This window comes from Amycolatopsis eburnea, from assembly GCF_003937945.1.
GTDB lineage: Bacteria > Actinomycetota > Actinomycetes > Mycobacteriales > Pseudonocardiaceae > Amycolatopsis > Amycolatopsis eburnea.
Map to the genome: position 1 here is coordinate 139904 of NZ_RSEC01000024.1, position 22936 is coordinate 162839.

Here is a 22936-nt window from a genome sequence, read left to right on the forward strand (position 1 = left end):
CCGATTCCGTGATTGATCCACAGTGGACCCCGGAGACCGGGCGGAGTGATTGTGCGCCCCAGCACGGGAAAAATCAGCTTCGCCAACCGGGTGGGTGACCCGGGTCGGCCCCATCGGGCAGCGGGGATTTTCTCACCGGCAGGAGCGGTCCACCGCGGGGAAAACCCCATCACGCAGATAGTCCAGCACCGCGGCGTTTCCGCACGCGTTGTCCCGCGTGAAAACGCCGTGCCCACCGGCGTCGACGGTCACCATCCGCGCCCGGTTCCCGAACGCCGCTCGCGTTTCGCGGGCGCCGGACAGCGGGGTCGCCGGGTCGCGCTCGTTCTGCACCAGCAGCACGTTCGCCGGGCCGGGACCGCCGGCGCGCACCGGGGGTTCGGCGCGCTCGACCGGCCAGAACGCGCACGGGTTCACGTTCGCCGCCGCGGGCCCGAACATCGGGTGCCGCGCCCGTTCGCGGTCGACCGCGCGCTGGTAGTAGCCGAGCTGTTCGGGCCAGTCCGAGTCGTTGCAGAGCACCTGGAGCTGGAGGGCCGCGTGGTTGTCGCCGTCGAGCGGCCCGGCCGCGGCGCGCGCGGTGCCCGCCCAGTCGCGGGCGAGCGCCGGGAACAGCGCGTCGTCGTAGAGGCCGTTCCACGTGTTCGCGCGGAACTCCGGCCCGCGGGCGGCGGCGAGTTCGGCGAACTTCGCCGTCACCGCCACCGGGGTCCGCCCCAGGTGGTAGACCTCGTCGCGGGCGGCGGCCCACGCGGCGAAATCCGGGAACCGGTCGTCGAACCCCTCGGCGAACCGGAGCTGGGCGCGGTAGTCGAGGCCGGTGGGCCCGAGCACGCTGTCCAGCACGATCCGGTCGCCGCGTCCGGGGAACATGGACGCGTAGGCGGCGCCGAGGTAGCTGCCGTACGAGACGCCGTAGTAGGAGATCTTGCTCTCCCCCAGCGCTTCCCGGATCCGGTCGAGGTCGCGCGCGGTGTTCGCGGTCGTCATGTGCGGCAGCAGGTCCTTTGTGGACGATTCACCGCACTGCTTCGCCACGACTCGCGCTTTCGCCGCGGTGGCAACGACATCCCGGGCGCCGTCCGCGTACGGGCCCAGCACGGCGCCGCGCTGCTCCGGCGTCAGGTCGCAGGTGACCGGGGTGCTGTAGCCGGTGCCGCGCGGGTCGAAACCGATGACGTCGTAGGCGTCCGGCAGGCCGGTTCCCCCCATCCGCTGCACAAGCTGGGCGGGCATGGCGAGCCCGGGACTGCCTGGCCCGCCCGGGTTCATCACCAGCACCCCGCGGCGTTTGCCCGGGGCACCGGGACGGCGGGAGAGCGTCAGCTCGATCGTGCGCTCCGGGTGCGCGTAGTCGAGCGGCACGCGCAGGGTCGCGCATTCGAGCCCGGCCGTGGGCGACGGCGACATCCCGTAGTCCGGACACGGGCTCGTCCACTTGAGACTCGGGGACGCCGCCGCCGGAGGTGCCGCGAGCAAGGGCAGGAAAGCCAGGAGTACCAACGATTTCCGCATGCGGCCAGCGTGGCCCGGCGGGGCCGCGCGGACGTCAGCCCAGGGGCCGGAACCGCGGCTCCACCCCTGGGCTGACGGCGGTCACGCGGCTTGCGCGCGGTTGTACAGGTTCTGCGCGTCGGCGCCGAAGTACGGCCCGAACATGTAGCCCGGCAGGAAGGTGTAGCCGAAGCTGTTCACCGACGCCTGGACGCCGGTCCCGGTGCTTTCGTTGAACGACAGGAACCACGGCCCGCCGCTGGAACCGCCGGTCATGTTGCAGTTCATGCCGTGGTCCTTGGTCAGCAGGAAGTCGGTGAAGGTGCTGCCGCTGCAGTAGATCAGCTTCGTCCCGTCGTACGGCGAGGCGGCCGGGTAGCCGAAGGTGTACATGCTCTGGTTCTTCGGCTGGTTGAACGCGATGCCCTGCGCGCCGACGACGTCGGTGAGCCGCTGCCCGTTGAGCGGGTTCACGACGGCCATGCCGACGTCGTAGTTCATGTCCTCACTGGCTTCCCACTGCGGCGTGGTGAGCGTGGACTTCGCGGCCCACTGGCCGTAGGGGGCGTTGCCGTTGTTGTAGCCCGGCACGAAGACCCATTGGGTGTGCCAGGTCCCCTGGTACTTGACGCAGTGCCCGGCGGTGACGACGACGCTGCCGTTGGCGCTGGTCACGGCGTCGCCGGAGCAGGACGCCTTCTGGCCGTTGAAGAGGAAGAACACGCGCCCGGCGGTCTGGGTGACCTTGCCGCCGCCGGTCCAGGCACCCCCGCCGTTCGGGATGCTCTGGATGATCGCGCCCGGTCCTTTCGCGACGTCCTTGCGGCTGACGCGCGGTGCTTTGACGAGCTTGTCCATCGGAACGGCCGCCCGCATCGCGTCGGGCGTCCAGAAGGGTTTCGGCGCGGCCTGGGCGGGCACACCGACCAGGGCGAACGCGAGGGAGAGGACGGCGGTGACGACCGCGGCCCGGATTGTCGTGTGCTTCAAGACGCCCACCTTCCCGCGAGTGAATCGTCGCAAAGGCGACACAGCTACTCGAAAGTAGTTGTCACATCACGGAGGGCACACCGCCATTCGGCCGTACCGCATACGGCCGAATGGCGGTGCGACGGGCTCAGACGACGGCGAGCGGCAGCGCCGTCGGGTGGACCGGGGCCGGGAGGTCCGAGGCGCCCGTCAGGTACGTGTCGACCGCGTTGGCCACCGAACGGCCCTCCGCGATCGCCCACACCACCAGCGACGCGCCGCGGTGGGCGTCGCCGCAGACGAACACGCCCGGGGTTTCCGTCTGCCAGTCCGCGCCGCACGACAGGGTTCCGCGACGCGTCAGCGACAAGCCGAGGCCGTCCAGCAGCGGCATCTCCTCGACGCCCTCGAAGCCGATCGCCAGCAGGACCAGGTCGGCGGGCAGGGTCTCGACCTCGTCGGTCACCGGGATGACCTCGCGGCGGCCGGTGGCCGGGTCCTTCTGGACGCGGACCTGCTGCAGCTCGACCGCCGTCACCTGCCCGGCCTCGTTGCCGACGAAGCGCTTGACCGCCACCGCGAACTTCCGCTCGCCCGCTTCCTCGTGCGCCGGGTAGGTGCGCAGGATGTACGGCCACGTCGGCCACGGCGAGCGCTCGTCGTCCCTGGTGGACGGTGGCGTCGGGTACTGGTCGAGCTGCGTCACCGAAACCGCGCCCTGGCGGGTGGCCGTGCCGTAGGAGTCCGCGCCGGTGTCGCCGCCGCCGATGATCACCACGTGCTTGCCGCGGGCGTCGATCGACGGCGGGCCGTCGCCCTCGACGTACTTGTTGGCCGGCACCAGGTGTTCCATCGCCAGGTGGATGCCCGCCAGCTCGCGCCCGGGAGTCGTCGTGTCGTCGCGGCCGCGCAGGGCGCCCACCGCCAGCACGACGGCGTCGTACTGCGCCCGCAGGTCTTCCACCGAGAGGTCGACGCCGACCTCGCAGCCGGTGACGAACCGGGTGCCTTCCTTGCGCAGCTGCGCCAGGCGGCGGTCGAGGACCTTCTTCTCCATCTTGAACTCGGGGATGCCGTAGCGCAGCAGGCCGCCGAGGCGGTCGTCGCGCTCGAACACCGTGACCTCGTGGCCGGCGCGGGTCAGCTGCTGGGCGGCGGCCAGGCCCGCGGGACCGGAGCCGACGACCGCGACGCGGCGGCCACTGGACACTTCGGACACCTGCGGCTGGACGTAGCCCGCTTCCCAGGACTGGTCGGCGATCGTCTGCTCGACGCGCTTGATCGCGACCGGCCCGCCGGACAGCGGCGAGATCGACAGCACGCAGCCCGCCTCGCACGGCGCCGGGCACAGCTTCCCGGTGAACTCGGGGAAGTTGTTGGTCGCGTGCAGCCGGTCGCTCGCCGCGGCCCAGTCACCGCGGCGGACGAGGTCGTTCCACTCCGGGATCAGGTTGCCCAGCGGGCAGCCGGAGCCGCCGGAGTGGCAGAACGGGATGCCGCAGTCCATGCACCGCGACGCCTGCTTGCGCACCTTTTCGTTGCGCTCGCCCGGGTCGACGTCCGCGTAGACCTCGCCCCACGAGTGCAGCCGGTCCTCTTTGGACTTCTTCTTCGGCTCTTCGCGGTCGTACTTCAGGAAACCGGTCGGGTCAGCCACGAGCGGCCTCCATGATCGCCTCGTCGACGTCGCGGCCGGCGGCCTTGGCCGCCTTCGCCGCGTCCAGGACCCGCTGGTAGTCGCGCGGCATCACCTTCGTGAACGCCGCCGAGCGGCGCGGCCAGTCGCCGAGCAGCGAGGCCGCCACCGCGGAGCGGGTGAGATCGTAGTGCTGTTGCACGGTTTTCTTGAGCCACGCCAGGTCGTCGGCGGTCGGCTTGAGCAGGTCCACCATGTCCTGGTTGACCTTCTTGCGGTCGACGTCGAGCACGAACGCCATGCCGCCGGACATGCCGGCCGCCAGGTTGCGCCCGGTCGGGCCGAGCACCACCGCGCGGCCGCCGGTCATGTACTCGAAGGCGTGGTCGCCGACGCCCTCGGCGACGACCGTGGCGCCGGAGTTGCGGACGCAGAAGCGTTCGCCGACCTGGCCGCGCAGGAAGATCTCGCCGGCGGTGGCGCCGTAGGCGATCGTGTTGCCCGCGATCGTCTGCGCCTCGGCGGCGAAGGTCGCCTCCGGGTCGGGACGGACGACGATCCGCCCGCCGGACAGGCCCTTGCCGACGTAGTCGTTGGCGTCGCCGACCATGTCGAGGGTGATGCCGCGCGGCAGGAACGCGCCGAGCGACTGGCCCGCCGAACCGGTGAGCTTGACGTTGATGGTGCCCTCGGGCAGGCCGTCCCCGCCGTAGCGGCGGGTGATCTCCGAGCCGAGCAGCGTGCCGACGGTCCGGTTGACGTTGCGCACCGGCAGTTCGATGTTGACGTGGTGCGCGTCTTCCAGCGCCGCCTCGGCGAGCTGGATGAGCGTGCGGTCCAGGGCGTGCTCCAAGCCGTGGTCCTGGCCGCGGGTGCGCCGCTTCGCGCCGCCGTACGGGGTCTCCGACGGCATCTCGAAGATCGGCGCCAGGTCCAAACCGGACGCCTTCCAGTGGTCGACGGCCTCGTCGGTGTTGAGCAGCTCGGCGTGGCCGATGGCCTCGTCGAGCGTCCGGAAGCCCAGTGCCGCCAGGGTTTCCCGGACTTCTTCGGCGACGAACTTGAAGAAGTTGACGACGTGCTCGACCTGGCCGGTGTAGCGCTTGCGCAGCTCGGGGCTCTGCGTGGCGACGCCGACCGGGCAGGTGTCGAGGTGGCAGACGCGCATCATGATGCAGCCCGCGACGACGAGGGGGGCCGTCGCGAAGCCGTACTCCTCGGCGCCGAGCAGTGCCGCGATGACGACGTCCCGCCCGGTCTTCATGGCGCCGTCCACCTGCACGGTGATCCGGTCGCGCAACCCGTTGAGCAGCAACGTCTGCTGGGTCTCGGCGAGGCCGATCTCCCACGGCGTGCCGGCGTGCTTGAGCGAGTTCATCGGGGACGCGCCGGTGCCGCCGTCGTGGCCCGAGATGAGCACGACGTCCGCGTGCGCCTTGGACACGCCCGCCGCGACCGTGCCGACGCCCAACGAGGACACCAGCTTCACGTGGATGCGGGCGTGCTCGTTGGCGTTCTTGAGGTCGTGGATCAGCTGCGCCAGGTCCTCGATGGAGTAGATGTCGTGGTGCGGCGGCGGGGAAATGAGGCCGACGCCCGGCGTGGAGTGCCGGGTCCGCGCGATCCACGGGTACACCTTGTTCGGCGGCAGCTGGCCACCCTCGCCGGGCTTCGCGCCCTGCGCCATCTTGATCTGGATGTCGTCGGCGTTGACCAGGTATTCGCTCGTGACGCCGAAGCGGCCCGACGCGACCTGCTTGATCGCGCTGCGGCGTTCGGGGTCGTAGAGCCGCTCGGGGTCCTCGCCACCCTCACCGGTGTTGGACCGGCCGCCGATGCGGTTCATCGCGATGGCCAGGGTTTCGTGCGCCTCGGCCGAAATCGAGCCGTAGGACATCGCGCCGGTGTTGAAGCGCTTGAAGATCGCCTCGGCGGGCTCGACCTCGTCGAGCGGGACCGGCTCGCGGACGCCGTCGCGGAAGGAGAACAGCCCGCGCAGCGTGCCACCCTCGCGGTAGAGGCGGTGCACCTCGTCGGTGTACTTGCGGTAGACCTCGTCGCGGCCGGTCTTGGACGCGTGCTGCAGCAGGAACACCGTCTCCGGCGTGAACAGGTGCAGCTCGCCCTCGCGGCGGTAGGCGTACTCGCCGCCGGTGTCGAGTCCACGGTGGACGCGTTCGGTCGGGTTGTCCGGGTACGCGCGGCGATGGCGTACGGCGACCTCTTCGGCCAGCACTTCGAGCCCGACGCCGCCGAGCTTCGACGACGTCCCGGTGAAGTACTCGTCGAGCAGGTCCTGGCTCAGGCCGAGGGATTCGAAGACCTGGGCGGCGGTGTACGCGCCGACCGTCGAGATGCCCATCTTGGACATGATCTTCAGGACGCCCTTGACCAGCGCCTGCACGTAGTTGCGGACCGCCTTGGCCGGCTCGATGCCGGTGACCGCGCCCTGCCCGATCATGTCCTCGATGGTCTCGAAGGCCAGGTACGGGTTGACCGCGGCGGCGCCGTAGCCGAGCAGCAGCGCGATGTGGTGCACCTCGCGCGCGTCGCCGGACTCGACGACCAGCGCGACGCGCAGGCGCTCCTTGGTGCGGACCAGGTGGTGGTGCACCGCGGAAACCAGCAGCAGCGACGGGATCGGCGCCATCCGGTGGTCGGAGTCGCGGTCGGACAGCACGAGCGTGCGCGCACCGGCCGCGATCGCCTCGGACGCTTCACGGCGGACGCGCTCGATCGCGCTCGCCAGCGCCTCGGCACCACCATCCACTTCGTACAGTCCGGAAAGGACGCTGCACGCGAAGCCCGGGAGGTCGCCGTCGTCGTTGATGTGGATGAGCTTGGCCAGCTCGTCGTTGTCGATGACGGGGTACGGCAGCTTGAGGTGGCGGCAGGACGCCGGCCCCGGGGCCAGGAGGTTGCGCTCCGGGCCCATGATCCGCGCCATGCAGGTGACCAGCTCTTCGCGGATCGCGTCCAGCGGCGGGTTGGTGACCTGGGCGAAGTTCTGCTTGAAGTAGTCGTAGAGCAGCCGGGACCGCTTCGACAGCACCGCGGGCGGCGTGTCCGAGCCCATCGAGCCGATCGGCTCACTGCCCTTCTCGGCCATCGGCGCGAGCAGGATCTTCAGCTCTTCTTCGGTGTAGCCGAAGGAAAGCTGGCGCCGCAGCACCGAGTCGTGGCTCTGCACGACGTGGTCGCGGTCGGGCAGCTCGGCGATCTTCAGCAGGCCCGCGTGCAGCCAGGAGTCGTAGGGCAGCTCGCCGGCGAGCGCGGACTTGACCTCTTCGTCGTCGACGATCCGGCCGGCTTCGGTGTCCACGAGGAACATCCGGCCGGGCTTGAGCCGCCCCTTGGCCACAACGTCCTTCGGGGCGACGTCCAGCACGCCGGCCTCGCTGGCGAGCACGACGCGGTCGTCGGCCGTGCGCCACCAGCGCGCCGGGCGCAGGCCGTTGCGGTCCAGGACCGCGCCGACCAGGGTGCCGTCGGTGAAGGTGACGCAGGCCGGGCCGTCCCACGGCTCCATCAGGCTCGCGTGGAACTGGTAGAATGCGCGCCGCTCGGGCTTCATCGTGGCGTGGTTTTCCCACGCCTCCGGGATCATCATGAGCACGGCGTGCGGCAGCGACCGGCCGCCGAGGTGCAGCAGCTCGAGGACCTCGTCGAACGACGCCGAGTCCGACGCGTCCGGCGAGCAGATCGGGAACAGCCGCGAGAGGTCGCCGTCGATGAGCTCGGACTCCAGCAGCGCCTCGCGCGCCCGCATGCGGTTGCGGTTGCCGCGGATGGTGTTGATCTCGCCGTTGTGGGCCACGAACCGGAACGGGTGCGCCAGCGGCCACGACGGGAAGGTGTTGGTGGAGAAGCGGGAGTGCACCAGCGCGATGGCGCTTTCCAGGCGCTCGTCGCGAAGGTCGCCGAAGAACGCCGGCAGCTGCTCCGGCGTCACCATGCCCTTGTAGACGATCGTCCGCGAGGACAGCGACGGGAAATACGTGCCGCAGCCGGAGTTCGCGCTTTCGTGCTCGACGCGCTTGCGCAGGCAGAAGGCGAGCCGGTCCAGCTCCAGGCCGGCTTTTCCGTCCGCCGCCACGAAGAGCATGGCGAAGTGCGGCATGACCGAGCGCGCGGTCGGGCCGATGTCGGCGCGGTCGGCGTCGACCGGCACCTCGCGCCAGCCGAGGACCTCGAGGCCTTCTTCGACGGCGATGCGTTCGGCCAGCTCGACGGCCTTGCGGCGCTGCTCGGCGTCTTCGGGGAGGAACGCGATGCCGGCGGCGTAGGCGTGGTGACCGTGTTCGTCGGGTTCGGGAAGCGTGAAGCCGGCTTCCGCGCGCAGCAGCTTGTCGGGCAGCTGCAGCAGGATGCCGGCGCCGTCGCCGCTGGTGGGTTCGGCACCGGCGGCGCCGCGGTGGTCGAGGTTGGTCAGCGCGGCGAGGCCGTCGGTGACGATGCCGTGGGAACGGCGCCCGCGGATGTCGGCCACCATGGCCACACCGCAGGAGTCCTGTTCGGTCTCCGGATCGTAGAGACCCTGCTTGCCGGGAATGGCGGAGAAGATCATGAAGGGACCTCCTTCGTCGTCTTGTCGTGCGGGGCCGGGCTACCGGCCGGGTGCGCACGGGACGACGATGGCCCGCTTGTTAGCGCGACTTTAACACCTGGGAAACACGTCAGCATCAATTCAGAGCGCCCCGGACCGCGGCGGACGGTAACGATCTGGCTGCGTGGAACGACGTAGTTCCTGATGGGTTCCCGGTAGTTCGCGGCGCTAAGTATACGTCCTGGAAACTCCGGTCAAGCCTAACGTGACCAGCCCGACCCGGCACGCCGGCGCTGTGTCCGCCGTCACTAGAACGTGTTACATTTCGCGCCATGATCCTCGACCGGTTCAAGCTCACCGACCAGGTCGCGGTGGTCACCGGCGCGGGCCGCGGCATCGGGGCGGCCACCGCGGTGGCCCTCGCCGAAGCGGGCGCCGACGTGGTCATCGCCTCACGCACCGCCGCCCAGCTCGACGAAGTCGCCGCACGCGTCTCGGCGGCCGGCCGCCGCGCGGTGACCGTCCCCGGCGACCTCTCCGCCCCGGACGCCGCTGCCGAGCTGGCCGCGACGGCGGTCGCCGAGTTCGGGCGCCTCGACCTGGTGGTCAACAACGTCGGCGGCACCTACCCGCGTCCCCTGCTGGAGACCACGGCGGAGTTCCTGGAGGAAGCGTTCCGCTTCAACGTGGCGACCGCGCACGCGCTGACCGCGGCGGCGGCCCCCGCCCTGCTGGAGACCGGCGGCTCGGTCGTCAACATCTCGTCGGTGATGGGCCGGGTCTCGGGCCGCGGCTTCGCGGCGTACGGGACGGCGAAGGCGGCCCTGGCCCACTACACCCGCCTGGCGGCCGCCGACCTGGCCCCGAAGGTCCGGGTGAACGCGATCTCGGTGGGCTCGGTGGCGACGTCCGCCTTGGAGGTCGTGGTGGGGAACCCGGAGCTGAAGGCCAAGATGGAGTCGGCGACCCCGCTGCACCGGATCGGCGAGGCGGAGGACATCGCGGCGACCGTGGTGTTCCTGGCCTCGCGCGCCGGCGGCTACGTCACCGGCAAGATCCTCGAGGTCGACGGCGGGTTGCAGGCCCCCAACCTGGAGCTGGGCCTGCCCGACCTCGGCTGACTACCCGGCCTGCTCGTTTCTTGACTTCCGATCAAGAGACTTCTAGCCTTCGCGTCCACCGGCTCTTGATTGCAAGTCAAGAGGGGCTCACTCGAGGCAGGGCGATGGAAACTTCGGTGCGGCGGGACGTGTGGTTCGAGTCCGGGGGCGTGCGGTGCGCGGCGTGGCTGTACACGCCGGCGGCGGAAGGCGGGCCCCGGCCGTTGGTGATCATGGCGCACGGGCTGGGAGCGGTCCGGGAGTGGCGGCTGGACGCGTTCGCGCAGCGGTTCGCCGCCCAGGGGTGGGTGGTGCTGGTGTTCGACTACCGCTACCTGGGGGCCAGCGAAGGATCTCCGCGGCAGTTGCTCGACATCGGCGATCAGCTCGACGACTGGCGGGCGGCGCTGGCCTACGGCCGGTCCCTGCCGGAGGTCGACCCCGAGCGGATCGCGGTGTGGGGCACCTCGTTCGGCGGCGGGCACGTTCTGCGCATCGCGAGCGAGGACCACGAGCTGGCCGCGGTGGTGGCCCAGTGCCCGTTCACCGACGGCCCGGCGTCGCTGCTCTCCCGGTTCCGGGCCGGCCCGGTGAGCGTGCTCGGGCTCGTGCTCGCCGCCGTGCTCGATGTCGCCGGGTCGGTGTTCGGGGCGAAGCCGGTGCTGGCTCCGGTGGTCGGGGTGTGGTGGATGCCCGCCTTCCTGGTGTCACCGACCGCGATCGCCGCGGCGTCCAAGCTGATCCCGGCGGGGTCCCGGCTCTCGGCGCGCACCGCCGGGGTCCTCACCCGGATCCCGGCCGTGGGCAAGGGATTGTCGGCGACCGTCGAGACGGGCGGGCCGCCGTTCCGCCCCGGCGACACCGCTGTCGGCCGCGACACGATCTGGGGTGTCATGGCGGGCCCGGACGGGGGCGGCGACAGCGCCAACGCGATCGCGGCCCGGCTCGCGGTGCGGTTGCCGCTGTACCGGCCGGGCAAGGACATGCGCAAGATCGCCGCGGCGACCCTGGTGTGCGTGTGCGACGACGACCGCGCCGCGCCCGCGCGCACCACGGCCCGCCTTGCGGCCGGGTACGACCACGTCCAGGTCAACCACTACGACGGTGACCACTTCGACATCTACGTCGGCGACCTGTTCGAGCGTGCCGTCGCGGACCAGATCCGGTTCCTCGCGGCGCGGTTCACGGCCGCGGCGGACCGGTAGCCGGCACGGCGGCGATGCCGCGGGCACTGCGCACCAACGTCTCGACGACGGCGCGATCGCCCGCGGCGTCGCCCGCGTGGGTCAGCATCCCTTCGACGACGAACACCCCGATCCGGGTCATCGCGTCCCGCTCGGTCTCCGGCACGCCCAACGCGGCCAGGTGCCACCGCAGGATCGCCTCCACCTGCGCGTGGAAGCCGTCGTGCCACACCCGCAGGGACTCCGATGCCGCGACCCTGGCGTGCACCGTCGTGATCAGCCGGTCGACCCGCCGCAGCTCGGTGACCGCCCACAGCAGCTGCTCGACCGGCGAGCCGGCCGAGCGTTCCGCCACGCCGGCCAGGAACCGCGCGAACAGCGCGTCCAGAACGGCGACCAGTACCTCGTCCTTGTCCTTGAAGTACCAGTAGACGGTGTTGGAGGTGACCCCCGCCTCGCGCCCGATCCGCGCCACCGTCGTGGGGTCGTAGCCTTCCTCCACGAACAACCGGGTGGCCGCGGCGACGATCTCACCGCGCTTCTCTTCCCGGTCCTGCGGGCGTCGGTTGCGCGGCATCCCTCAGCTGTCGCCGGTCTTCTTCGGTTCCTCGGCCGGTGCGTCCTCCGAGGCGGGCTTCTCCGGGGCGTCGGCCGCCACCTTCGCGTGTTCCGGCTCCTCCTCGGCGGTCACCGGGGTCTCGTCCGGGCCCGGCGCGTCCTTGCTCACCAGCGTCTCCGGCAGCTCCCGCGGCCCCCGCTTCCCGGCCAGCACGAAGTACACCACCGCCGCGACGAACAGCAGGATCGACGTCCACACGTTCACCCGCAGGCCGAGGATGTGGTTCGCGGTGTCGGTCCGCATCATCTCGATCCAGCCGCGGCCGACGGTGTAGCCCGCGACGTACAGCGCGAACGCCCGCCCGTGGCCCAGCTTGAACTTGCGGTCCGCCCAGACGACCAGCAGCGCGACCAGCAGGTTCCAGATCAGCTCGTACAGGAACGTCGGGTGCACCGGGCTCTCCGGCAGCGGGATGTGCCCCGTCGCGACGCCGTTGAGCAGGTTGTCCGGGTCCTCCGGGTTGAAGCGCTGGTAGACCTCCAGGCCCCACGGCAGGTCGGTGTGCGCGCCGTAGAGCTCCTGGTTGAAGTAGTTGCCGATGCGGCCGATGGCCTGCGCGACGACGATGCCCGGGGCGATCGCGTCCGCCATCGCCGGCAGCGGGATGCCCTTGCGGCGGCAGGCGATGAGCGCGCCGACCGCGCCGAGGGCGATGGCGCCCCAGATGCCGAGGCCGCCGTCCCAGATCGCGAACGCGTTCCAGGGGTTCTTGCCCTCGGTGAAGTACAGCTCGGGGTCGGTGATCACGTGGTACAACCGGCCGCCGACCAGGCCGAACGGCACCGCGAACACCGCGACGTCGATCACCGTGCCCTTGGTGCCGCCACGGGCCGCCCAGCGCCGCTCGCCCCACCAGATCGCCACGATGATGCCGGCGATGATGCACAGGGCGTACGCGCGGAGCGGGATCGGTCCCAGGTGCCAGACCCCCCGGTCGGGACTGGGGATCGTCGCGAGGTAGGCGCTCATCACGCGGCCACCGTAGCGCTAAGGCGCCGGCGCATCCAAGGCGGCCAGGTACCCCGCCACCAGCGCGTGCGCGACCTGGGTGACGGCTTCGTCACGCGGGAGGAAGCGTTCGTCGTGCAGGCTGGGCACGCCCGCGGTGTCGCCGAGGCCGACGAACAGCATCAGCCCGCGGGTCGCGCCGCCGCAGTAGTGGGCGAAATCGTCCGCGCCGAACGACCGGAACTGGTCGTCGACGCCGAAGCCGGCGTGCCGGAGCCAGCCCTGCGCGCCGACCGCCAGCCCCGCGTCGTTGTCCAGCACCGGCTCACAGGGGCTGATCTCCAGTTCGGCGGTGCAGCCGTGCGCCCGCGCGGTGCCGTGCACGATGTCGGCGAGGGCTTCCAGCGCGCGGTCGCGGTCCTTCGCGCGCATCACGCGCAGCGAGCCGAACGCGGTCGCGCTGTTCGGGACGACGTTGGCCGCCGCGCCCGCCTGGATCCGCCCGACCGAGCAGACCGCGCCGAACACCGGGTCGATCCGCCGCGACGCGAGCTGCTGCAGGCTCACGACCAGCTGCGACAGCGCCAGGATCGGGTCGCGCAGCAGGTGCGGGTAGCCGGCGTGGCCGCCCTGGCCGTGCAGCGTCACTTCGAACTCGTCGGTGGAGGCGTTCACCGGGCCGGGCACCGCGGCGACGACGCCGTGCGCGATCCGCGGCTGGACGTGCGCGCCGATCACCGCCTCGACGCCGTGGGCGGCCAGCACGCCGGACTCGACGACGTCCAGCGCGCCCGGCGGCGACGTCTCCTCCCGCGGCTGCAGCAGCGCCAGGATCGGCCGCGGGACACCGACGCGGACCGCCGCGCGGCCGACGGCGACCAGCGCGGCGAGGTGGACGTCGTGGCCGCACGCGTGCATCAGGTCGTTGCCCGACGCCCACGGCACGCGGGTGCCCTCCAGCACCGGGAGGGCGTCCAGCTCGGCGCGCAGCGCGACGGCCGGACCCTCGGACGCGCCGGGCAGCGGGATCGCGCGGCCGGTCTTGGCGACGCGGATCCCGTCGCCCGCGCCGAGCGCGTCGGTGACCAGGCGGGCGGTGTCCTCCTCGTCGCCGGAGCCGCGCGGGTCGGCGTGCACCGCGTGCCGGAGCGCGACGGCGGCGGGCAGTTCCTCGGCGATCGCCCGCGTCCACCGGGCCCACAAGTCGTTCACGCGTGCTCCAAGCGGTAGATCCTCTGCGCGTTTTCGCGTCCCACCAAAGCACACAGCCGGACCGCGTCCACTTCGGACAGCGCGTCCGCGTCGAGCGCGGCGCGCACGAAGTCCGACAGGCCCTGCCGGAACAGGGCCGTACCCAGGTGGTACAGCTCGGCCAGGCCGAACGCGTCGGTGGAGAAGAGGACCTTCCCGAACGGCGCGATCTCCAGGAGCTCGGCCAGGACCGCCGGCGCCCGGAAGCCCGCGTTGTGCGTGATGAGCCCGGCGTCCACGAACACGTGCTCGAAAACCTGCGCGAGGTACGCGGCGCTCCGGTGGAAGGGGTAGTTGTGCAGCAGCAGGATCGGCACGCCGCGGTCGCGGGTGGCCCGCAGCAGCCCGGTGAGCAGCAGCGGGTCGCAGCGGTGCAGGTCGACGTCGGAGTCGCCGTAGCCGACGTGGAACTGCACCGGCAGGCCCAGGTCGAGGCCGGTGAAGACGAGGTGCCGGTGCAGCACCTCGTCGGCCAGCCGCGGGTTCCCGCCGCGCAGCCAGCGCCCGGCCGCGGCCACCACCTCCGGCGGCGACGGCCGCTCCCCCGCCAGTTCGAGGCCGACGCGGTAGGCGGCGATCGACTTGAGCCCGACGGCGGTCTTCGCCCGTTTTCCCAGCTCGTCGGCGAAGGCGGCGGCGAACCCCGCCGCGGTGGTCCCGCCGATGACGGCCTCGGCGACCTGCTCCAGCCGGACGACGTCGTGCGCGCGGGTGCCCGCGAGCCCGGCGAACTCCGGCGTGGTGGTCAGCTCGTCCGGCAGGAACCCGCCGTCGAGGAGGAAGTCGGTGGTGCCGGTGCCGCGCAGGAACCGCCGGGTCACCTCGGCCGTGCCCAGCTCGGCGCGGCGTTCGAGGTAGGCGTCGGCCGGGGCGTGCTTCGGCAGGTCCAGCACCGGCGCGCAGCGGGCGCGCACGGCCAGCCCGATCAGCGAGTCGAACAGGCTCGTGCCGAGCGGCGAGGGCGCGTCGGCCTCGGTGAGCATCCCCTCGAAGTCCGCGCGGGCCACGTCCCGGGTGACGACACCGTGGCAGTGGTGGTCCACCAGCGGCAGGTCCGCGACGAACGGGAGCAGGTCGGTCATGCGCCTCCGTCCACGGTGGTCAGCCTCTCCCCCACCCTACGAGCGGATCGGACGGCGAGCGCGCCGCACCCCTGGACGGGTTTCGCCGGTGTCTGACACGATCTTCCCCTCTTTCTCGGGCATTCGGTGAACGACGACGGGAGCGGGGATGAGCCGGCTCGATCGGGCAGAACTCGCGCAGCAGGGCGCCATCCGGGCCGACGGCCTGCGCGCGGCCGGCGTGGAGCTGGTCGCGCTGACCTTCGTGGACAACAGCGGCATCGCGCGGGTGAAGGCCGTCCCGGTGGACCGGCTGTGGTCGGCGGCGGCGTGGGGCGTCGGCGCGTCGAACTCGTTCGACTTCTTCCTGGCCACCGACGACATCACCGACGGCACCTACTCGAAGGGCCCGGTCGGCGACCTGCGGCTGCACCCGGACCTCGACGCGCTCGTGCCGCTGGCGGCGCAGCCGGGCTGGGCGTGGGCGCCGGTCCGGAAGTACGACACCGAAGGCGAGCCGCACCCGCAGGACGCGCGGGCGCTGGCCGGGGCGGCGACGGCCGAGCTGGCCGCGCGGGGCTACCGGGCACGGCTGGCGTTCGAGCTCGAATGGGTGATCACGGCGGCGGACGCGCCGGACGACCCGCGCTCGGCCACCGCGGGCCCGGCCTACGGCTACGCGCGCCTTTCCTCGCAGGCGGCTTACCTGCGCACGCTGGTGTCGACGTTGTCCGCGCAAGGCGTTGCGGTGGAACAGATCCACCCCGAATACGCGGCCGGCCAGTTCGAGCTGTCGGTGGCGGCCGACGACCCGGTGCGCGCCGCCGACATCGCGGTGCTGACGCGGGAGACGATCCGGACGGTGAGCGAGCGGCACGGGCTGCGGGCGTCGTTCACGCCGAAGTTCGAGCCGGGCGGCGTCGGCAACGGCGGCCACGTCCACCTCAGCATCTGGGACGGCGACCGCAACCTGTGCGCCGGCGGCGACGGCCCCTTCGGGCTGACGCCGGCCGCGGAGGCGTTCGGCGCGGGCATCCTCTCCCGGCTGCCGGCCCTGCTGGCGATCGGCGCGCCCTCGGTGGTGAGCTACCTGCGGCTGGAACCGCACCACTGGGCGGGCGTGTTCAGCGCGTGGGGCCTGGAAAACCGCGAGGCGCCGCTGCGGCTGGTGCAGGGCCCGGCCGGGCAGCGCGACCGGACGGCGAACTTCGAGGTCAAGTGCTTCGACCTGACCGCGAACCCGTACCTGGTGGTGGCGGCGCTGCTGTTCGCGGGCCTGGCGGGCGTGTCCGCGGCGGCCTCGCTGCCGGACCCGGTGGACGTCGACCCGGGAACACTCCCGTCGGCGACCCGCCTGCCGACGTCGCTGGCGGACGCGGTGGCGGCGTTCGAAGCCGATCCGGAGCTGACCGCGGCGTTCGGCCCGGAGCTGGCGACGACCCTGATGGACGTGCGCCGCGGCGAGATCGCGCGGCTGGGTTCGCTGCCGCCGGACGAGCTGTGCGCCGTGGTCCGGTACCTACATTGACGCTCGCACCTCGTCGCGCAGCTGCGGGAGCTTGGCGTAGAGGCGGTCACCGGGGCATTCGGTGTTGTAGAAGTCGCGGTGGCCCTTGATCTCGTCGGGGGAAATACCGTACTGGCGGCAGATGTAGGCGCAGAAGACGACGAGCGACGCCCACTGCGCCTCGGGCGGCTCGACGCTCGTGTAGGTGCCTTCGTTTTCGATGCCGATGGCGTTGGTGTTCTGCCCCGGGCAGTGCGCGCCCTGGATCATGGTGGTCCGCCCGCGCAGCGCGTCGAGGCTCCCGTGCCGCCCCTCGAGCCGGTACCCGCCGCGGCTGACGGTGAAGTGCTGGCCGGTGTCGGACCAGCCGTTGTTGTCCATGTGGTCGTGCTGGTCGTCCCGGGCGACCTGGAAGGCGTGGGCGAGCGAGTAGTCGGTGCTGTTCGCGCTGGCGATGTGGTGGATGAGGATGCGGTTCGCCGGGTGGTCGAGGGTGGTGAGGGCGTCGGCCGGGGGCCGGGCGCCCCACTCGGCGCAGCTGTAGATCCGGGGAGCGGTCTGCGCTTCAGCCGCTTTGGCGAGCAGCAGCCCGGCCCCTCCCGCGACGGCGACGCCCGCCGCGCCGCGGAGGAAGGTGCGGCGCGGGAGGTGTGGTGAGTCGAAGTCCATGCCGCGGACTCTTCCGCGGGGGTGTACAGCTTTCGTACAAAGCGGGTCAGAGGTGGCGATGGGTTCGTAGTCGCCGCCGTGGAGTTCGAAGAGGGTGGCGGAGTCCGGCTCGACCAGGAGGTAGAACGGGATCAGGGCCTCGGCGTAGACGGCCCGCTTGAGAATCCGGTCCTGCACCTTGGTCGATGGCGAGACGCTCTCCGCTGCCAACAGGACATCGCTCGCCGGTACCGTCCGGCAGCGCGGGCACCAAGGCGCGTTGGAGCTTCCCGAGAAGCCGCTGGTGCTCCAGCCCCGGCCACGGGCTCACGAGAAGTACCCCGTCAACGAGTTCGGTCCGCTGAAGCAGGGTTTGTTCCTGGGGCAGGGCGAGGAGTATGCGGCCCGCCACCGGCAGTTCTGGATCAGGTGAGGGCGTCACACCGGTGCGACAGCGAGCTCCTCCGCCCCGCTGTACAGCCGGATCTTGAACCGGATGTGGTCCTGGTGTTCCTGCAGCCGCGAGATCTGCGCCGCCACCCGACGCTCGTGGTCGCGCAGCACCTCCACGCGCTCTTCACGCGTCGCCTCATCGGACCTGAGCAGCGAGACGAACCGCTGCATCTCCGCCACCGGCATGCCCGTGTACCGCAGGCACCTGAGCAGCTGCAGGAACTCCACGTCCTGGTCGGTGAACACCCGCCGGCCGCCTGCCGTGCGGCCGACGTGGTGGAGCAGGCCGATGCGCTCGTAGTACCGCAGGGTGTCGATGGAAAAGCCGGTCTTTTCGGTCACCTGGGCCGGGGTGTAGGACGTCACGGTTCCAGCCTGGCACCTGGAGCGCACTCCAGGTCAAGCGGTGGCGGCCGCCCGGCGCACGCCGTCGGCCAGCTCCGCGGACAGCGCGTGCACGCCGGACGGGCCCTCGGCCGCCGCCGTGACCAGGGCCGAGCCCACGATCACCGCGTCCGCGAACGCGGCCACCTCGGCCGCCTGGTCACCGGAACGGACGCCGAGCCCCACGCCGATCGGCAGCGAAGTGTGCGCCCGCGTGCGGCGGACCAGCGTCTCCGCTCCCGCGCCGACCTGGTCGCGCGCGCCCGTCACGCCCATCACCGCGGTCGCGTAGATGAAGCCCGACGACGCGTCCGCCGTCAACGCGAGCCGCTCTTCCGACGACGAGGGCGCCACCAGGAAGATCCGGTCCAGACCGTGCTCGGAAGAAGCAGTCATCCACGAAGCGGCTTCGTCCGGGATCAGGTCCGGCGTGATCAGGCCGAGCCCGCCCGCCGAAGCGAGGTCGCGCGCGAAGCGGTCGACGCCGTAGCGGTTGACCGGGTTCCAGTACGTCATCACGACCGCGCGGCCGCCGCGCGAAGCCACCGACTCGACGACCTCGAACACGTGCTTGAGGCGGAAGCCGTTGTCCAGCGCGGTCACCGAAGCGGCCTGGATGGTCGGGCCGTCCATCACCGGGTCCGAATACGGGACGCCGACCTCGATCAGGTCCGCGCCGCCGTCGACGCACGCCGCGATCAGGTCCTTGGACCCCGCGACCGTGGGGAACCCGGCCGGGAGGTAGCCGACCAGCGCGCCGCGGCCCTCCGCGCGCGTCGTCGCGAAGAGGTCGTCCAGCCCGCTCACTCGTTCACCAACCCGAACCACTTCGCCGCCGTGTCCATGTCCTTGTCGCCGCGGCCCGAAAGGTTCACGACGATCAGCCCGTCCGGACCCAGCTCGCGGCCCAGCACCAGCGCGCCGGCCAGCGCGTGCGCCGACTCGATCGCCGGGATGATGCCCTCGGTGCGCGAGAGCAGCTTGAACGCGTCCATCGCCTCGGCGTCGGTGACCGGCCGGTACTCGGCGCGGCCGGTGTCCTTCAGCCACGCGTGCTCGGGGCCGACGCCCGGGTAGTCGAGCCCGGCCGAGATCGAGTGCGACTCGACCGTCTGGCCGTCCTCGTCCTGCAGCAGGTACGTCATCGCGCCGTGCAGGTTGCCCGGGGTGCCCTTGGTGAGCGTCGCCCCGTGGCGGTTGCCCTCGATGCCCTCGCCGCCCGGCTCCAGGCCGACCAGCCGCACGGACGGGTCGTCGTAGAAGCCGGAGAAGATGCCGATCGCGTTCGACCCGCCGCCGACGCACGCCGCGACGACGTCGGGCAGGCGCCCGGCCTGCTCCAGGATCTGCTCGCGGGCCTCGGTGCCGATGACGTGGTGGAAGTTGCGCACCATCGCCGGGAACGGCGCCGGCCCGGCGGCCGTGCCGAACAGGTAGTGCGTGGTGTCGGCGTTGGTCACCCAGTCGCGCAACGCCTCGTTGATCGCGTCCTTCAGCGTCCGCGAACCGGTCTTGACCGGGACGACCTCGGCGCCGAGCAGCCGCATGCGGGCCACGTTCAGCGCCTGGCGCTCGGTGTCGACCTCGCCCATGTAGACGACGCAGTCGAGGTCGAGCAGCGCGCACGCGGTGGCCGTCGCGACGCCGTGCTGGCCCGCGCCGGTCTCGGCGATGACGCGCTTCTTGCCCATCCGCTTGGTGAGCAGCGCCTGGCCCAGCACGTTGTTGATCTTGTGGGAGCCGGTGTGGTTCAGGTCTTCGCGCTTGAGGAAGACCCGCGCGCCGCCGGCGTGCTCGCCGAAGCGCTTGGCCTCGGTGAGCAGCGACGGGCGGCCCGCGTAGTCCTTCAGCAGGCGGTTGAACTCGTTCAGGAAGTCCGGGTCGTGGCGGGCCTTGTCGTACTCGGTGGCGACCTCGTCGACGACGCCGATCAGCGCCTCCGGCATGAAGCGCCCGCCGTACGGGCCGTAGTAGCCGCGCTCGTCCGGGTCGTGCTTGTCGTGCTTTTCCGTCACCGGGACGGCCTCGGGCAGGCGGGGTGCGATCCGGCGGTGACCAGCTTGACCAGGGAACCCTTCGGGTCACCCGACGCGACGAGCCCTTCGCCGACCAGCACTGCGTCGGCGCCGTGCCCGGCGTAGGACATCAGGTCGCCCGGCCCGCGGACGCCCGACTCGGCGACCTTGTAGACGTCCATCGGCAGGCCGGGGGCCAGCCGCGAGAAGACGTCCCGGTCCACCTCGAGGGTGTGCAGGTTGCGCGCGTTGACGCCGATGACCTTGGCGCCCGCCTCGAGGGCCTTGTCGGCCTCCTCGGCGTTGTGGATCTCCACCAGCGCGGTCATGCCCAGCGACTCGACGCGGTCGAGCAGCGCGACGAGCGCGTTCTGCTCCAGCGCGGCGACGATCAGCAGCACCATGTCGGCGCCGTGTAGGCGGGCCTCGTGCACCTGGTACGGGCTGACGATGAAGTCCTTGCGCAGGATGGGGATGTCGACCGCCGCGCGGACCGCGTCGAGGTCGGCCAGCGACCCGCCGAAGCGGCGCTGCTCGGTCAGCACGCTGATCACCCGCGCGCCGCCGTCTTCGTAGTCCTTCGCCAGCGCGGCCGGGTCGGGGATGTCGGCCAGCTCGCCCTTGGAGGGGCTGCGCCGCTTCACCTCGGCGATCACGCCGATGCCGGACTCGCGCAGCGCGGACATCACGTCGCGGGGCGCCGGGGCGGCGGCCGCGCGGATCTTCAGCTCGTCGAACGGCAGCGCGGATTCCCGCACGGCGAGGTCTTCCCGCACGCCGGCGACGATGTCTTCGAGCACGCTCACCGGGCGCCCCCGCCCTGGCACGTGCTCACGGATTCACTCGCAAGGTCGCTCACAAAAACCTTCCCCTTCCCGCCGAAACGATGCTAACCCCCGCATCTGGAGCGCTCGGTTCCGGGTGCGTGCGTTACTCCGAATGCCTGCCGCGGACGTCGGTCGGGTCCTCGCCTTCCGACAGGGCTTCCCACAGCTCGGCGTCCGGATCGCGGGTCTTCTTCCGCGTGGCCGGAGCCGCGTACTTGGTGCCCAGCCGGGCCGCCTTGCCCGCGCCCTTGACGGCTGCCAACCCGCCCGCGGCGACGAGAATTCCCCCCAGCACGGCGAGCCCGCGCCCGATCAGCATCTGGGACACCGGGAGCCCGGCCGCGTACCCGCCGAAGCGGACGCCGTCGATACCGGTCCAGACCGCGGCGGCGCCGGCCAGCGCGAGCACGACGCCGAGGACGCGCCGCGCCCAGCCGCCGGTCGCGATGACGCCGGCCACCCCGGCCAGCGCGAGCAGGGCCAGCGGCACCAGCGCGGTCGCCCGCTGCTCGCCGGTCTCGCGGTACAAGACCGTGCCGCGCACGCCGCCGTCGCGGAATTCGGCGAACCACGTCAGCCGTGACGCGCCCCACAGCGCGAGCGCGCCGAGCAGCAGCGCGGTCACGATCATCCACAGTGGACGGCGGGACGGCTTGGCGACCGGCTCAGACATGGGCGGAGTCCGCGGCCGGGTCGAGGGTGCCCGCCGCCACCATCGTCTGCGCGGCGGCGACCGCCGACAGCACGGTCCTGGCCTTGTTCAGCGATTCGGTGTCCTCGTAGTCCGGTACCGAGTCGGCGACCACCCCGCCCCCGGCCTGGACGTGCGCGACGCCGTCCTTGACCAGCGCGGTGCGGATCGCGATCGCGGTGTCGGCGTCGCCGGCGAAGTCGAGGTAGCCGACGACCCCGCCGTAGAGCGCGCGGCGGACCGGTTCCAGCTCCTCGATCAGCTGCATGGCGCGGACCTTCGGCGCGCCCGACAGCGTCCCGGCCGGGAAGCACGCCGTGACCGCGTCGAAGGCCGTCTTGCCCTCGGCCAGCTCGCCGGTGACGGTGGACACGATGTGCATCACGTGGCTGTAGCGCTCGATCTGGAAGAAGTCGACGACGCGCACGGTGCCCGGCTTGCAGACCTTGCCGAGGTCGTTGCGGCCGAGGTCGACGAGCATCAGGTGCTCGGCGCGCTCCTTCTCGTCGGCCAGGAGGTCCTTGGCCAGCTGCGCGTCCTCCTCCGGGTCGGCGCCACGCCAGCGGGTGCCCGCGATCGGGTGCGTGGTCGCGCGCCCGTCCCGCACCGCGACGAGGGATTCCGGGCTGGAGCCGACGATGTCGAAGCCTTCCAGCCGGAGCAGGTACATGTACGGGCTCGGGTTGGACGTCCGGAGCACGCGGTAGATGTCGAGGGCGTCGGCGGCGGTCGGGATCTCGAACCGTTGCGACGGCACGATCTGGAACGCTTCGCCGGCCTTGATCGCCTCGACGGCCTTCTCGACGGCGGCGTGGAAGTCCGCTTTGGACCGCTTCCGGGTGAACTCCGGCGCCGGCCGGTCGAACGCGGCGACGGTGGCGGGCGCGGGCACCTGCAGCTGCTCGGTCATCGCGGAGAGGCGCGCGACGGCGTCGTCGTAGGCCGCGTCCACGCGCTCGGGCGAGTCGTCCCAGTTGACGGCGTTCGCGATCAGCGTGACCGTGCCCTCGTGGTGGTCGAACGCCGCGAGGTCGGTGGCCAGGAGCATGGTCAGCTCGGGGATGTCGAGGTCGCGCTCGGCCAGCTCGGGCAGCCGTTCCAGCCACCGCACGGAGTCGTAGCCGATGTAGCCGACCATGCCGCCGGTCAGCGGCGGCAACCCGGGCAGCGGCTCGGTGTGCAACGCTTCGATCGTTTCGCGCAGCACGGTGAGCGGGTTGCCTTCGCTCGGCAGGCCGACCGGTGGGGTGCCGGTCCAGACCGCTTCGCCGTCGCGGACGGTCAGCGCGGCCGGGCTGCGGACGCCGATGAACGACCAGCGCGTCCAGGAGGCGCCGTTCTCGGCCGATTCGAAGAGGAACGTGCCCGGCCGGTCGGCGGCGAGCTTGCGGTACACCCCGATCGGCGTCTCGCCGTCGGCGAGGACCCGGCGCACGACCGGGATCACGCGGCGGCTCTCGGCGAGGGCGCGGAAGTCCTCGCGGGACGGGCTGACCGAGCCGGGACCGGTCGAACCGGCGGAAGCGCTGACCATGGGCTCATTGTGCCGCCCCGGGCGGATCCGCCGTCGGCGGGGCCAAAATTCATTGAACGTTGAATTGTG

At 71.8% G+C, this 22936-nt stretch carries 19 protein-coding genes; 4 read left to right on the top strand and 15 right to left on the bottom strand.

Annotated features, from left to right (window positions below):
• Nucleotides 1-132 precede the first annotated feature (132 nt).
• The 4 genes from EIY87_RS06885 to gltB all read right to left on the bottom strand — a co-directional run bounded on the left by EIY87_RS06885 (nucleotide 133) and on the right by gltB (nucleotide 8666).
• On the bottom strand, nucleotides 133-1515 hold the full coding sequence (locus EIY87_RS06885) for an alpha/beta hydrolase (RefSeq protein ID WP_125306818.1): 1383 nt from the start codon (nucleotides 1513-1515) through the stop codon (nucleotides 133-135).
• 81 nt (nucleotides 1516-1596) lie between these two features.
• Complete coding sequence (locus EIY87_RS06890; RefSeq protein ID WP_125306819.1) at nucleotides 1597-2484, bottom strand: trypsin-like serine peptidase; 888 nt, start codon at nucleotides 2482-2484, stop codon at nucleotides 1597-1599.
• Nucleotides 2485-2611: 127 nt separating this feature from the next.
• The gene (locus EIY87_RS06895) at nucleotides 2612-4120 is read right to left on the bottom strand and encodes a glutamate synthase subunit beta (RefSeq protein WP_125306820.1); all 1509 of its coding nucleotides are present in this window, start codon (nucleotides 4118-4120) and stop codon (nucleotides 2612-2614) included.
• The gene (gene gltB / locus EIY87_RS06900; protein WP_125306821.1) at nucleotides 4113-8666 is read right to left on the bottom strand and encodes a glutamate synthase large subunit; all 4554 of its coding nucleotides are present in this window, start codon (nucleotides 8664-8666) and stop codon (nucleotides 4113-4115) included. The genes EIY87_RS06895 and gltB overlap by 8 nt, the downstream gene beginning before the upstream one ends.
• Nucleotides 8667-8977: 311 nt before the next feature.
• Between gltB and EIY87_RS06905 the strand changes: the two genes are divergently transcribed.
• Together EIY87_RS06905 and EIY87_RS06910 are read left to right on the top strand one after the other, a co-directional pair.
• Complete coding sequence (locus EIY87_RS06905; protein WP_125306822.1) at nucleotides 8978-9766, top strand: SDR family oxidoreductase; 789 nt, start codon at nucleotides 8978-8980, stop codon at nucleotides 9764-9766.
• Nucleotides 9767-9882: 116 nt separating this feature from the next.
• A complete protein-coding gene (locus tag EIY87_RS06910) occupies nucleotides 9883-10950 on the top strand; it encodes an alpha/beta hydrolase (RefSeq protein WP_225439756.1) in 1068 nt (355 codons plus the stop codon).
• On the opposite strand, the gene EIY87_RS06915 is transcribed toward EIY87_RS06910, so the two are convergent.
• From EIY87_RS06915 to EIY87_RS06930, 4 genes are read right to left on the bottom strand one after another with little or no spacing between them, the layout of a single operon-like run.
• Complete coding sequence (locus EIY87_RS06915; protein WP_125306824.1) at nucleotides 10928-11506, bottom strand: TetR/AcrR family transcriptional regulator; 579 nt, start codon at nucleotides 11504-11506, stop codon at nucleotides 10928-10930. The genes EIY87_RS06910 and EIY87_RS06915 overlap by 23 nt on opposite strands.
• 3 nt (nucleotides 11507-11509) lie before the next feature.
• A complete protein-coding gene (lgt, locus tag EIY87_RS06920) occupies nucleotides 11510-12517 on the bottom strand; it encodes a prolipoprotein diacylglyceryl transferase (RefSeq protein WP_191983985.1) in 1008 nt (335 codons plus the stop codon).
• 18 nt (nucleotides 12518-12535) lie between these two features.
• A complete protein-coding gene (locus tag EIY87_RS06925; protein ID WP_125306826.1) occupies nucleotides 12536-13708 on the bottom strand; it encodes a M20 metallopeptidase family protein in 1173 nt (390 codons plus the stop codon).
• Complete coding sequence (locus EIY87_RS06930; protein ID WP_125306827.1) at nucleotides 13705-14829, bottom strand: amidohydrolase family protein; 1125 nt, start codon at nucleotides 14827-14829, stop codon at nucleotides 13705-13707. Before EIY87_RS06930 ends, EIY87_RS06925 begins: the two co-directional genes overlap by 4 nt.
• A 148-nt stretch (nucleotides 14830-14977) precedes the next feature.
• Between EIY87_RS06930 and EIY87_RS06935 the strand changes: the two genes are divergently transcribed.
• Nucleotides 14978-16336 carry a type I glutamate--ammonia ligase gene (locus EIY87_RS06935; protein ID WP_125306828.1) on the top strand — a complete coding sequence of 453 codons (1359 nt, stop codon included), beginning with the start codon at nucleotides 14978-14980 and terminating at the stop codon, nucleotides 16334-16336.
• On the opposite strand, the gene EIY87_RS06940 is transcribed toward EIY87_RS06935, so the two are convergent.
• Nucleotides 16328-16984: a peptidoglycan recognition protein family protein gene (locus EIY87_RS06940; RefSeq protein WP_125306950.1), complete on the bottom strand. Its 657-nt coding sequence runs from the start codon at nucleotides 16982-16984 to the stop codon at nucleotides 16328-16330. The genes EIY87_RS06935 and EIY87_RS06940 overlap by 9 nt on opposite strands.
• Before the next feature lie 178 nt (nucleotides 16985-17162).
• Here EIY87_RS06940 and EIY87_RS48285 point away from each other — a divergent pair, with 178 nt between their 5' ends.
• On the top strand, nucleotides 17163-17396 hold the full coding sequence (locus tag EIY87_RS48285; RefSeq protein ID WP_225439758.1) for a hypothetical protein: 234 nt from the start codon (nucleotides 17163-17165) through the stop codon (nucleotides 17394-17396).
• Between the two features lie 5 nt (nucleotides 17397-17401).
• On the opposite strand, the gene EIY87_RS06950 is transcribed toward EIY87_RS48285, so the two are convergent.
• The 6 genes from EIY87_RS06950 to EIY87_RS06975 all read right to left on the bottom strand — a co-directional run bounded on the left by EIY87_RS06950 (nucleotide 17402) and on the right by EIY87_RS06975 (nucleotide 22867).
• Nucleotides 17402-17782 carry a MerR family transcriptional regulator gene (locus tag EIY87_RS06950; RefSeq protein WP_125306829.1) on the bottom strand — a complete coding sequence of 127 codons (381 nt, stop codon included), beginning with the start codon at nucleotides 17780-17782 and terminating at the stop codon, nucleotides 17402-17404.
• Nucleotides 17783-17815: 33 nt separating this feature from the next.
• Nucleotides 17816-18607: a tryptophan synthase subunit alpha gene (gene trpA / locus EIY87_RS06955; RefSeq protein WP_125306830.1), complete on the bottom strand. Its 792-nt coding sequence runs from the start codon at nucleotides 18605-18607 to the stop codon at nucleotides 17816-17818.
• A complete protein-coding gene (trpB, locus tag EIY87_RS06960; protein WP_191984002.1) occupies nucleotides 18604-19833 on the bottom strand; it encodes a tryptophan synthase subunit beta in 1230 nt (409 codons plus the stop codon). Before trpB ends, trpA begins: the two co-directional genes overlap by 4 nt.
• On the bottom strand, nucleotides 19812-20621 hold the full coding sequence (gene trpC, locus EIY87_RS06965; protein WP_086856543.1) for an indole-3-glycerol phosphate synthase TrpC: 810 nt from the start codon (nucleotides 20619-20621) through the stop codon (nucleotides 19812-19814). The genes trpB and trpC overlap by 22 nt, the downstream gene beginning before the upstream one ends.
• 124 nt (nucleotides 20622-20745) lie before the next feature.
• Nucleotides 20746-21273, bottom strand: a complete 528-nt coding sequence (locus EIY87_RS06970) for a Trp biosynthesis-associated membrane protein (protein ID WP_125306951.1) — start codon at nucleotides 21271-21273, stop codon at nucleotides 20746-20748.
• 34 nt (nucleotides 21274-21307) lie between these two features.
• Entirely contained in the window at nucleotides 21308-22867 is a 1560-nt protein-coding gene (locus EIY87_RS06975; RefSeq protein WP_125306832.1) for an anthranilate synthase component I, read from the bottom strand.
• Nucleotides 22868-22936 lie beyond the last annotated feature (69 nt).